The sequence below is a fragment of the candidate division WOR-3 bacterium genome (assembly GCA_039804025.1).
GTDB lineage: Bacteria > Hydrothermota > Hydrothermia > Hydrothermales > JAJRUZ01 > JBCNVI01.
The window spans coordinates 1-12,833 of sequence record JBDRZP010000009.1 but is presented as its reverse complement, the minus strand read 5'-3'; the positions used below and the strand labels follow the sequence as shown (position 1 = coordinate 12,833).

At 29.3% G+C, this 12,833-nt stretch carries 13 protein-coding genes; all 13 read right to left on the bottom strand.

The annotated features are described in order from the left end of the window. Positions 1-3: 3 nt before the first annotated feature. Positions 4-969, bottom strand: coding sequence for a DUF4892 domain-containing protein (locus ABIN73_04445; protein MEO0268975.1), 966 nt, complete (start codon positions 967-969; stop codon positions 4-6). Positions 970-1,223: 254 nt separating this feature from the next. After that, on the bottom strand, positions 1,224-1,901 hold the full coding sequence (locus tag ABIN73_04440; GenBank protein MEO0268974.1) for a hypothetical protein: 678 nt from the start codon (positions 1,899-1,901) through the stop codon (positions 1,224-1,226). Positions 1,902-1,914: 13 nt separating this feature from the next. After that, on the bottom strand, positions 1,915-2,301 hold the full coding sequence (locus tag ABIN73_04435) for a hypothetical protein (protein MEO0268973.1): 387 nt from the start codon (positions 2,299-2,301) through the stop codon (positions 1,915-1,917). Next, positions 2,291-3,103 carry a flavodoxin family protein gene (locus ABIN73_04430; GenBank protein ID MEO0268972.1) on the bottom strand — a complete coding sequence of 271 codons (813 nt, stop codon included), beginning with the start codon at positions 3,101-3,103 and terminating at the stop codon, positions 2,291-2,293. The genes ABIN73_04435 and ABIN73_04430 overlap by 11 nt, the downstream gene beginning before the upstream one ends. Next, positions 3,100-4,974, bottom strand: coding sequence for a S9 family peptidase (locus tag ABIN73_04425; GenBank protein ID MEO0268971.1), 1,875 nt, complete (start codon positions 4,972-4,974; stop codon positions 3,100-3,102). Before ABIN73_04425 ends, ABIN73_04430 begins: the two co-directional genes overlap by 4 nt. 685 nt (positions 4,975-5,659) lie before the next feature. Continuing rightward, positions 5,660-6,586 (bottom strand): hypothetical protein, encoded by a 927-nt coding sequence (locus ABIN73_04420; GenBank protein ID MEO0268970.1) that lies wholly within the window; start codon positions 6,584-6,586, stop codon positions 5,660-5,662. Between the two features lie 2 nt (positions 6,587-6,588). After that, positions 6,589-9,819, bottom strand: a complete 3,231-nt coding sequence (locus tag ABIN73_04415) for an Eco57I restriction-modification methylase domain-containing protein (GenBank protein MEO0268969.1) — start codon at positions 9,817-9,819, stop codon at positions 6,589-6,591. Positions 9,820-9,825: 6 nt separating this feature from the next. After that, positions 9,826-9,945: a HepT-like ribonuclease domain-containing protein gene (locus tag ABIN73_04410; GenBank protein MEO0268968.1), complete on the bottom strand. Its 120-nt coding sequence runs from the start codon at positions 9,943-9,945 to the stop codon at positions 9,826-9,828. Positions 9,946-9,992: 47 nt separating this feature from the next. After that, positions 9,993-10,391 (bottom strand): HepT-like ribonuclease domain-containing protein, encoded by a 399-nt coding sequence (locus ABIN73_04405; GenBank protein ID MEO0268967.1) that lies wholly within the window; start codon positions 10,389-10,391, stop codon positions 9,993-9,995. After that, on the bottom strand, positions 10,388-10,765 hold the full coding sequence (locus tag ABIN73_04400; protein MEO0268966.1) for a nucleotidyltransferase domain-containing protein: 378 nt from the start codon (positions 10,763-10,765) through the stop codon (positions 10,388-10,390). Before ABIN73_04400 ends, ABIN73_04405 begins: the two co-directional genes overlap by 4 nt. 89 nt (positions 10,766-10,854) lie before the next feature. Further along, entirely contained in the window at positions 10,855-11,145 is a 291-nt protein-coding gene (locus ABIN73_04395) for a nucleotidyltransferase family protein (GenBank protein MEO0268965.1), read from the bottom strand. 1 nt (position 11,146) lies between these two features. Continuing rightward, the gene (locus tag ABIN73_04390; protein ID MEO0268964.1) at positions 11,147-11,812 is read right to left on the bottom strand and encodes an MjaI family restriction endonuclease; all 666 of its coding nucleotides are present in this window, start codon (positions 11,810-11,812) and stop codon (positions 11,147-11,149) included. After that, positions 11,805-12,833 (bottom strand): site-specific DNA-methyltransferase (locus tag ABIN73_04385; protein ID MEO0268963.1); only part of this gene is annotated, 1,029 nt, incomplete at its 5' end. The genes ABIN73_04390 and ABIN73_04385, both read right to left, overlap by 8 nt.

Below are 12,833 nucleotides of genomic sequence, written 5' to 3'. Positions count from 1 at the left end.
AATTTATTCTTCAACTAATTCAACTCTTCTATTTTTAGCTCTTCCTTCTTCAGTGTTATTTGATGCAACAGGGGAAAGAGGTCCGACTCCAAAGGGTTTTAGTCTTTCTCTTTCTATTCCATATTTTTCAGTTAATTCTCTAACAACAGCTTCTGCTCTTTTCTTTGATAATTCCATATTATATTCAAGTTTTCCCACATTATCTGTATGTCCAACAACATATATTTTTATTTCAGGATGTTCTTTTAAAAATTTTGCGATTTCTTTTAGGGTGGGCTCAGATTCCGGTTTTATATCTGATTTATTAAAATCAAAATATATTCCATAGATAGCAATATGCCCTTCACTCTTTATTCTTTCATATATATCTTTAGCTGTTATAAGTTCTTTTTCCATCTCCTTTAATTCAACAATTCCAAGGAATACTTTTGGTCCATCAAAACTTGGAAGAACACAGATTGATAATACTAAGTTTTTAGTTTTATTTTTTGCAGATAAATAGAAGAAATTATTTTCATCATCCTGTGTTGCGTATATGTTCCAGAAATAAGGGTCAAGAAATTTTCTTATTCCAGCAATTTCCTTTCCCCTTGCAGAATAAAGTATATCAAAGTTCGCTTTTTTAACTGCTTCTTCATAGTTTTTGAATACTTCAAGAGAACTTTTTCCTTTTGGTGCCTGGTATTGAATTTTTGTAACTTTACCCTCTACTTTTTCCTTTTTTGCCTTCTGTATATCAAAATCACTTGAAGATTTTAAAGGTTCGAGAAGAATGTAAAACTCATCAAACTCTTTTACTTCATAATGATAGATAAAAGAACCAGGATATCTTGATATAACAGGATGATCTTTACTTCCTTTGATATCTTGTTGAGCAAAAATATCATTTATGAAAAAAAATAAAATTAGGAAATAAAAAATTAAGATTTTTAGACTGTAACCTTTTACTTTAATTTTTTTAAAACTCATTTTTTATTTTAAAATAATTACATTTAAAATTTCAATCACTTAAAGTATGAAAGAAAAATCAAAATTAAAAATACACTCCAGAAGATCCATACTGAAAGTAAACTCAATATCATAATAGTATAATTTATTAACCAATAGAAATGACACACAGGAATATAGTCCTTAAATTTCCTCAAAATTCCTGTAATTGTGATAATTACTGAATTTCTAAGCACTGAATAGCAAGAAATTTTTTTATAAATTAATAAATAATTTTACTCACTATTTATGTTTTCCCTCTTACGAGTTAATAAATTTTTCAAAATATTTTCAATCATTTGAGCTTTCTCCTCGCTTTCATATTTTGATATAAAATCTTGCTTTTTCTCATTTGATACAAATTTGAAATGAACTTCCTTTCTTTTTCTTTTAATATCAATATTTGTTATTTCCTTATATTTCCATACATGTTTTACTTCACTTCCTTTAAGTATAACTTTTATAGCATTGATAAAATTTTCAGCAGTTGGATTTTTAGATGTTAAGTTTATAACTTTTTTAATTTCTTCCTGCATCCTTTTCTCTGGTGAAGGTAATAGATTGCTAAGAATAACAACTGCTATTAACTCTAAGGGTAATCTTAAAATTTTTTCCTCTGAACTCTCTTCAATATATCCTTCCAAAATTTCAGAAATATAGGAAACCCTTGTGTAACCGGGCGTATGTGAAATTTGATTTGTTTCTATATCTATGATATTAGAATCAGTTAAAAGTAAAATATGTCTTATATACCCACCACCGAGAGTTTTCAAGCCAAAATTATATTTCCAGCTATCAAGAAGAAATTCTGTATTTTCTTTATAGAATGGGGATTTTTCAATATCTACTGTATAATTAAATAACTGGAAAAAAAAGATTAAAACAAGAAAAGAATAATAAAAACTGTAATTCATTTTGTATTAATTTTTATTTTAGAATAATTTCATTTAAAATTTCAATCAATTTATCAAGATTTTCTTCTTTTGTTTCAAGTCCTGGAATATATATAATTTTTTTATCTTTTAAAATAATTTCATAAACTATGCAATCAGGGTAATATCTTCCGAAGGTGCCTTCTTTTAGATTCCCTATAATTTCTTTAATTGTTTTTATTTTATCTTCTGGAATTTTTGATGAAATTTCAATATTTTTATTTTTATCTCTGTAAATTAACTCATTATTTATCAGGATAAATTCTTCATAGATTCCTATAATTCCTCCCTTTTTATTAACCTGAATTAAAAAATTTTTTTTATTAAAACAAGAAGAAAGGAAAAGTAAAATAAAAGATAGATAGAGCATTTTATAATCCAATTTTATTTTTACTTTCTATTATCTTGGGGAGTAATTCCTTAAATCTTTCTTTAGTTTTTAAAATCCATTCTTCAAAATGTTCCTTCATTTTTTCTTTTGTCCATCTATTTTTATTTAAGTCTTTTTCATAAAAATAGAAAGAGTTATTTCTTAAATAGCAGGGAGTTAAACAAAAAGGACATCTGAATTTTTCTCCCTCGATATGCTCAAAATTTTTATTATAATCAACAGGACATCTATCAGAAATGGTTGATTCGTAAGGTTTTTCTTGAAAATTCAAAATTTTATTTATTCCTTCATCAATTTTATATAAATTCTCATCAAGTAAAACTTCTCCTGGTCCTGCACCGTATAACAAAAAACTATCAACAGCTTTATAACCGAGAGAAAGTAAAAATATATTCATAAAAGGAAGTTCAAACTGATCCCAGTCAATGGGAGATGCAACACCTATACTCATAGCAGGTTTTATTTCTAAATCTTTTATAATTTCGTATATACACAAAAATCTATCAATAACCATTTTTAATTTTCCAGGGATTGTTAAAACATAGGTAGGAGCAATTAGTATGAGAGCATCATTTTTAGTTATGTTATCAATCAGTTTATAAAGGTCGTCCTCAATTTTACATTTTTCTTTTTTAAAGACACATCTCATACAACCATCACACTCCTTTATTTCAAAATCTCTTAAAAAAATTAATTCAAAGGATAAATCCGAAAATTTTTTCTTTATATAATTTGCAAGTGTTTCAGAATTACCTTTTTTCCTCTCAGAACAAATTAATATACCTATATTCATTCCTCAAATCTTCCTCCTAAATGTTTTGCCAGAAATTTTTCTGCAATTTCAAAAAATTTAAGTCTATTTTCAGGATTAACAAGTCCGTGCCCCTCATCAGGAAATAGTATATATTCAACATCAATTCCTTTTTTTCTTGCAGCTTCAACTATCTGCTCACTTTCTTCTTTTTTAACTCTCGGATCATTTGCTCCATGTGCAATAAGTAAAGGAATCTTTAAATTATCCACTTTAAATAATGGGGAACGAGATTTTAAAAATTCCTCTTCTTTTTCAGGGTCACCTATTCTTTTTGTGAACAAACTCCTCATTGGTTTCCAGTATGGAGGAATTGAGTTAATAAATGTTATAAGATTAGATGGTCCGCATACTGATATTGCACAACAGAATAAATCAGGTGTAAAAGTGGCGCCAACAAGTGCTTCATAGCCACCATAAGAACCGCCATAAATTGCAATTTTTTTAGGGTCTGCTATACCTTCTTTTATTGCCCAGTTAACAGCATCTATAACATCGTCATGCATTTTACCTCCCCATTCTTTATCACCTGCATTTACAAAATTTTTACCATAGCCAACTGAACCACGGAAATTTACCTGTAAAACAACATAACCCCTGTTACTGAGCCATTGGACTTCACCGTTATATCCCCAGAAATCGCGATAGTATGGACCACCATGAGGGACAACGACCATTGGTAAATTTTTGGGTTCAACACCTACTGGGAATGTTATATATCCGTGAAGTGTAAGTCCATCCCTTGCCTTTATCTTGAAAGGTTTCATTTCTGAAAGTTTATATTTTTCAAGTTCAGGTCTTGAACTGAATAAGAAATTAATTTTCTTTTTGTCTCTTTCGTATAAATAATATTTTCTTGGTTCATTATCACAATTGTAGACAATGAGCCATACTTTATCTTCAATATCACGGCTTAAAATAAAAGGAATTCCACGATGGAAATTGTTTAAAAATTCCAAATCTTTTTCTATTTCTTTGTCCAGAATTTTCCATTCTTGATACTCCTTTAAATAGCATACTGCCTGTAATTTTTTTGTTTTTGGATGAAAAAGAAAATAATCAGGAGAATAATCTATATCATATTCGGGGTCATGAACAAGTATATTTTTTTCACCTGTATTTAAATCAACTTCTGCAATATAGGAAGTATCTGAGTCCCGGCTATCTACAATATAAAGTTTTTTATTATCAGGAGTAAAAGCAATTGGTGAGGAAAAACTATCCTCAATGTTCCATACAATAAATGTTTTCCATTTTTTACCTCTTTTTATCCTTAGTTCAACACTTCCATCTTCTTTCATACTTGTGCATGCGCGAACTTTTAAATTATGATCAATAAGCCAGCCACCTGGAATCGTAAGTCCTGATACATCACCTGGGTTTTCTTCAACAAGTTTGATAGCTCCTGTTTTAAGATTTAAACTGTATACATCAAATAAACTTCTATTTCTTATATTTAATGGAATTAATATTTTATCAGGAAACTCCGGTTCCATTGCGATATGTTCTGCCATCTTAATGCCTTTAAAGGGTGTATAATCTCTTATTAAACCAGTTTTGATTTTTACACCGTAAAGATGCCAGTTTTCATCACCATCTGAATCCTGAATATAGAGGATAGTTTCATTATCATATGACCAGAAGTAGAATCTAATTCCTCTCTTTTTTTCATCAGTAATTGGTCTATCATCATCTTTTCCGATAGTTTTAATCCATATATTTAGGACTCCGTTATGAGGTGCAAGGTATGATAAAATTTTTCCGTTAGGGGAAATTTGAGGATTAAGTTTTTCAGGTTCGCCGAATAAAACTTTTCTTGGGATAAGGGGTGGTAATTTGTTTAAATCAATCATATTTTACCTCCTTGTGTAGGTATAAAAGTTTTAAAAACAAAAAAGAAAAGATTTTATTTTAATATTTTGGGGTAAGGTTTTTATGAAATTCAATTTTTAAAGTTTCAAAGTAATTTTTTGTTTAATTTAATTACTTATTAGACTTTGTATATAACTCAAAGAATAATAGTCTCAATTAGTAATGAAGTTATATTGTTTCAATTATTTAAAGCTCTTATGTGATTTTTTATATCATTTTAAAACTTTTTTTAAAGCAATTTTGGGTATTGAAGTAAGGAATTTTTTAGTGGTTTAGTTATTAAATTTTAGGAACTTATTTATTCATTCTTATGAGGAATCAAAATTTGCAGTATTTTTTTCTTACCCCACTGAATCCTACTTTACAAAATGAGATTTTTTATCTTTTCTTTATCTTTCAATTTTTGAATTTTCTTAAATGAAGCAATAGGACAATTTCTAAAAATTGAATCTTATTTTTAGAATCAAAAAAGGGTTGAACCATAGACTGTATAGATTAAATATTCCTTGTAATCCACCTTTGTGAAAAATTGACACACTTCTTGCTTTTTCTAACCAATTTTAAAAAGTTCTGCTACAGCACAGTAAATTTCTTTTCTTTCTTGTGTGAATCCAAGGGTAGTATAAAGAATATTATCAAGAAATTTATGGCTGACAGTGGATCAAACTAAAATAATCTAATTTGTCCACTTTTTTTTTCAAAATAGTATAGTTGTCTCCTGGTATAAAATTGATTTTGTACTTTGTTTATGTGATCTGGTGCAGTTTTGTGTTTTGGGAAAAATCTTATCATTATTCTATTAGCATGGCAGTACTTACTATTTATATTTTGAGGTTCGTCTATCATCCTTGTAATCAAGGGTAAAATTAAGTCCATTAATTCTTCTTTATATTTAGATCGTTTGCTTTCTTTAATTCCATGAATTATAGAGATACAAGCTCCCATAAAAGCATCGCAAAGTTGTATAATATTTGATCTTTCATCCTCTTTATGATCCTTAGGAAGAAATAAAATTTCATCACATTCAAAATCAATATTTTCTTCTCTTTCAGTTATTTTGTATATACAATGCCATGGGAAATATTCGTCACATTGTTGCGGCCCTTTTTCATGAAAAATATTTTTAACTATTATTTTCTTATTTGGAAAAAATGTCTTTAGTGCATACAATATAGTAGATCTAAAAAATCTATTATATCTCGTGTTAAAATCAGTGCCACCAAATTTTTCTTCATTTAATTTTGAATTATTAATACCTAAAATATAGGTATAAAATTTTCTTTCGCTTTTTCCCGGGTTTAAAATATACTCAAACCATCTTTTACAGATATTTTTTGTATCTGCATCATTTATTTCAACCCAATGTATTACTCGGTTGTTTTTCTTATAGTAAGGTGACGTTTTATCAAAGTTGTTGCAATATCTAATTCTTATAATATCGTCTAATAATGAATTTTTAATATCTTCAACTATGATGCCAATATAAAACCATTGTTCTTTTGTGTAAGGACATTCCTTTGATTGAATCTCATCCGCATAAATATTTACTTCGATTGGATCTTCTACTATTTCATTTCCAAATAAGTCCCTCATATTTAATAATTACTTTCTATTATTGTTATCTCATTCTCTGTTAAATCATAAAGTTTATAAACTAACTTGTCAATTTCTTTTTCAAGTTCTTTTACTTTTGCTTGTTTTTGAGGATTAGAGAGGTAATCATCTGATTGGGTGAGAGAGAGGATTTGGGAGACAAGGGAAATAAAAATTTTTTTGTGATTATCAGAAAGATTGGGCATCGGTATATTATTTATCATATCTGGGGTAAAATTAACTCCTAAATTATAACTATAAAATTGAAACTTCTCATTTAAGTAGAATTGCAGCATTCTTGAATTTAAAAATGCTAAAATTATCAACAAATTGTCTTGGCTTTCGCTTAATACAACTAAAGTTGATTTACCCGGGATGATTTGTCCATTTAAGTCAATACAAGCTTCCAATAGGTTTATACCTTTTACAATTACTTTTTTGCTTAAAGCTCTTTTGATGTATGTTTTATTGAACCTTTTAATAAATTCTTTCCTTTCTACTACAGGACGAAGATACTTATCCTTAATGTAAACCATTTTCTGATAACCCCATTTAATATGGAATTTCCCTATAGTACCTGTATTCACAACTTTAAAATATTTTTTATCATCAAAATGTTGCTTATTCAAATCTAAAATCAATGATTTCAACTTATATGCGTCAGAGGTGGCACAGGCATTCTCACAATAACCAAAATTTATAAATTTATTTGGTTGAGCTTCAATTTTCCGCAATAAATTTAGGTAACTTGAAAATACAATATCTAAATTATAAGGAGGGCTAAGTTCTCTTTTGTCATAATTAATTTTGTGTTTTATTTTTCCATCTATAAATTCATAAACCTCTATAAAATCAGTAGTGTATGAAAGGAAATGAGTAATTACTGAATCCACAAGTGAAGTCTCAAACACATCTCTACCACATCTAACAATAGTAGACAAATAAGGTAATGTTTGTATCCTTAACTCTTTACCAAACGGTTTAGTTAACCATTTATCCGGAGTGATATAAATTAAACTCCCGTTAGGGGATAATAATTTTAATCCTCTTTCAAAGAAAGCAATATAAATATCCCAATTTCCTTTAGCAAGTTTATAATTTTTTCTTATATATTCTCTTTCTTGGCTAAGACCTCGTTTCACCATAGTTTCAGAATCAATATACGGTGGATTAGCAATCACCACATCAAACCCGCCTTTTTCGCGAAATACCTTTGGAAAGAATAGCTTAAAATCAAAATTTATTTTGTAACCAAAAATCTGTTCTGATTGTTTAAACCGGTATCTAATTTTTTCATCAATTTTATTTTTAAGCTCTTGTTTCTTTGAAGGATTTGTTTCATTAAAATATTGTTCCATCAGACTCTCAATTTCCTTTTCAATTGGTGAGCCCCAATTTTCAGGAAATCCCAAAAGTGAATCCCCACAGACAACTTTATAATCAAGGTTTGGAAGAGGTTTTATATTATAAAAGTCCTCTTCATCCACAATTAAGGAGAGCCAAAATCTTAATTTACATATTTCAACTGCACCTGGGTCTATATCAACTCCGTAAAGCGAATTTTCTATACAGTGTCTTTTTAAATCGTAAGTATTTATTTTTCTTCCAATATATACAGAAAGGAGCTGCCTTAATTTTACAATTTCATGCATCATACCAATTGGGAAAGCACCTGAACCAACTGCAGGATCACAAACTTTTATGTCTTTTAATTTATCATCAATAATTTTAGCGTTATTTCTAATACTTTCCGGGAGTTTATATTTATAAGTTTTTGTTTCTTTCCCTTTTTCCTCAATCACTTCTTCATTTTCTTGGACAGAATCTGCAATTTTTACAAATTTTTCCAAATCCTCCCTTGATACTTTACCCTGAAGTTCTGTCTCAAGGTAATTTATTAAACTCTCCTGACACATATAATGGACAATCTCTCTCGGTGTGTAATAAACTCCATATTCTTTATTAAACTTGGTCTCTTCTCCTTTTTTACCAGATTTTAAAACTTCCACATACTCGTCAAAATTGTCAGGTCTTATGGCATTAAGTTTTTCATAAATTTTTCCTAGAAGTTCTGGGTCAAGAGCAACTTCCTTATCAAGAGGTTCTTCTTCATTTACAGTGAAATTGTATCTATCAAAAATATCAAGTATTCCGTCACCTTTATCTCCTTCTTTGGTTCTATTTTCATTTGAAAAAAGTTCATCTGGAATTAAAAGGTCAACATTCACCCAATCAAAATTATTAATAGGGTCAAAAAGTCCACCATTCAAAAATGGGATTTTACAATTGAATCTGCTATAGTAATGGTCAACTGCACTTCTATCTGTTCGGAGTGCCTCATAAAATAGTGGTTCAAGAATATCGTTATAAAAGTTTTGATAGGTTCCAAACTCTTTATTAAACAATCTTCTCATAAAATCTTTTGGACCACTTCCCCAGGGCTTTCCTTTTTCAACTCCAAACCAACCTTTCTTTTGCAGGAAATAAAGAAAGACTATCTGACCAAGGAGTTTTTTGGTAAAATCAACAGTATTGATATTTTTGTTTTCAAATTCCTGTTTTACTTTTTTGTCTTTTTTAACAATTTTATCAAGTTCTATTTTTGTTTTTATAAAGAGGTCTCTATATTTTTCGAAAAACTCTTTTGTTACAACCTCTACATCAAACGCTTTTTCTAAATCTTCAAGGGTTGGTTTCCAATTATCATTTTCAAGGATTGGCAAAAATCTTGATTGTGCGGTATGACTTTTCTCATTTTTACCTACGAGAAATGACCACCTTTTTGCAGGCGTGAATTCCTCTTTAACTTTAATTTTACCAGTGAGTGTCTCTTCAAAGCGATAATCCATTTTAACAAGGGAAAATCTCCAATCTTCTGAATCAGGAGATACAAAGGCAACAAGTGCAGCATCTTTTAATTTTCCACCCCTTGAGCCCTTTAAATACCAGGCAATAAAGTTCCTCTGCATTGTCCTTGCTCGCTCAAGCGAAGTTTCTCTTTTTAACTGAACAATCAATAAATCAATCTCTTTATCATCGTAGGTGTATTTACCGATCCTTTCTAAAGAACCTATATATTTTTCAAATGCATCAGGAATATAATTGCCCTGATAGGAGAAGGTCTTTTCTTCATAAGATTTGAGAAGATTTTTAAGGAACCTAATGAATCGACTTATATCAAAGGACTTTTCAAAGGTATCAATAATTAATTTTTTTGCTTGTTCTCTATTCATTTTTATTTAACCTCCTTTTAAAATTTCTTCAATTAAAGGTTTTATTTTTGAAATGTCTCTTTTAACTGTTTCCCACACTCTCTCATAAGTTATACCGAAGTATTCATGAATTAATATATCTCTCATTACAGCCATTTTACTCCAAGGAATTTGAGGATGTTTTAGTTTTTTCTTTATTCATTTTTTCCTCCTATTTTCTTAATCCTTTCTACAAACTCTTTAATCTTTTCAAGCAAATCAACCATTTCCAAAAGCTCACTTTCTGATATTCTATAATATTCATGGGATATAAGATTGCGAAAATATAATAGTCTTTTAGCAGATTCAAATTCTTCTTCTGTTAAAATCTCTTCCTTAAAAAGGAGTTCAAAAATTTCTCTGTATGTTGATGGAAAGCCGATTTTATTTTTAGTCACAATAATCTCACCCATCTCTATCAAAGCATTAACAGCCTGAAAACAATCCATAGCAAGTGTGTTGTAAATAAAATAATCGGTAATGTCTTTATCTTTCAATTGAACTGCTTTGCTGTAGTGTCTTTCAAACCTAAGTATGTTTTCTACAAGTTTCATTTAAGAACCTCTGATTTTATCCTTTCATAAAGCCATCTTGTTTCAAGATATTCCTTCAAAACTTTAAGTTTGAGCTCAAAAAGATACTCCTCATCTTTTACAAATATTTCTTTGCCAAATTTTAAGACTTCAAATTTTATATGAAGCGGTAATTTGTGGAAAAGCACAAGATCTATTTTTTCAGAATATATACTCCCGATGTCTGCCTCTTTTTTGGGGTCAGGATCTTTGAGAATAACTGCTATATCTATGTCAGAAAGTGGTGTGGTAGTATTTTTTACGTAAGAACCAAAAAGATAAACTCCAACTACTTCCGGATATCTTTTTAATTCCTCAATCAGATTTACTAAAACCTTCTTTGTGAGATTTTTCATTTTTAACTCTCCAGTTGTTTCAAAATTTTTTTAAACATTATGTCGCCCCTTTATGCTTTGATAGAATCTTCTCATACCCAGCAACGTTTTCATCCTTCCTCACCTATATACTTTTCAATCCCCTTTTCTTCCACCAAATCAACTTTTACACCTATTTTTTTAATCAAATACTCCTTAATTTCTATAAAGTCAAAAAGGCTAATTTCAGCATTTTCTTCAAACTCAACAAGAATATCAAGGTTGCTGTTTCTCTTTTGCTCACCCTTTACCCAGGAACCAAATATACCTATTTCTTTGATTTTGTATTTCCTTGCAAGTTCAGGTTGTAGGTCCTTTAAAAGGTTTTTTATATCTTCCAAGTTGTTGATTTTTCTTTTCATTTTATTGCCTCATAAGTCTTTCAATTTCTTTTTTTATCTCATCTATCACTTCAGGATTATAAATTATCTTTTTACCTTCCTTTTTTACGGAAAAAATAATAAAAACTTTGCCTCCTTTTTCCCTTTCAAATTTATTATGTGTTTTAGTAAGCCATTCCTTCCATTTATGAACCTCCGGGGTTTGTTCATAAGTTATCGGTTTTATTTGCAACCCTATAAATTTCTTATTTACTTCTATATAAAAATCTACATTATAAAGTCTATCCCATTCATCAGGAGCAGGTTTTATAGTTATGTTTAAAATTTTCTGCAATTGCCCATAAATTGTGTTAATTTCAGTTATATAACCATCATAAGTTCTATTTATCAGTAGGTTTTTGATATATTCAATACATTCTTCTTCTGTAATATCTTCTATTTCAGCTCTTAATACTTCTGTTATTTTTGTATATAATTTTTGACCTAAGTCTTTAAGATAATCCTGTGGATTTAAAGGTATCCCCTTTTCTTTAAGAAATTCAGAAAGTTTTTTAAAGTAAAAAGATTGCCAATCAATTATTGTTTTAGGAGAGCATTCACGAATCCATTGTGCCACAGGACCAACCTTATCTTTCTTATTCAGTCCCCATCTATTTGTAGCAATATTTAATATCCATTCCTTACTCATTCATTAACTCCTTCCAGAGCTTGAGAAACTTTTCTTTGTATCTATGATTTACCGATAAGTCAGGTCTACCTAGCGCAGATTTTATAAGATAAGCATTTACAAAGATTTTATTTTTTAAATAAACATAAGCCTTTATAGTATTCTTATCTACAAATTTATCATTCTCAAATTTTAAAAAAACATATTTTCCTAACAAATAATTTTGAAAATAGTGAAGAGCTGATTTTTTATCTTCTATACTTACTCCAAGAAATTTAACCTTTAATCCTGTATCTAATTGGATAGTTTCCTCATCAGGGATTTTTATAACTTTATATAATCTTTCTCCTTGGAATTTTAACTTTTTAGGATCTATTAGGGAGTTTGCATCTTTAATTCTTGGAGTGTAATTTATGGGTGGTAAGTTCAATGTATTATTCTTTCTTTCTATTATCTGAATGTTAGGATTTCTGAATTTAAATAGAGAGTTTTCTATTTCCAGTTTTTCTTTTATTATTTTAAGAAAATCCTTATTTATTTCATAACCAATAGCATTTCTTTTAAGCTCAAGAGCAACTTTTACAGTAGTTCCACTTCCAAGAAACGGGTCTAAAACAGTATCTCCTACGAAGGAGTACATTTTGATAAGCCTTCTTGGTAGTTCATCTGGAAACATTGCTTCATGACCAATCTGTTTTGCCCCACCAAAATGCCAATGGCCGGAAAAATACTCTTTCCATTCTTCCTTACTGAGTTTGGATGCTTCTTTAATTTCTTTTGAAACCTTTTTATTCTTGCCAGGTTTTTTGAAGATATGAATGAATTCATAATCAATTTCTACAATACCATTAGGCGGATAAGGAAAAGACCCCATAACATTTGCTCCACCTGTGGTGTTCATGGTGGTTTTCTTTTGCCATATTATTGAGCCCATATAATCAAACCCAATTTCTTCACATTGAGCGATAACTTCAGCATGAATGGGTATAACTTTATATCTTCCATATACAATTGATCTTGCAAACTGGTCGCCAATATTTAA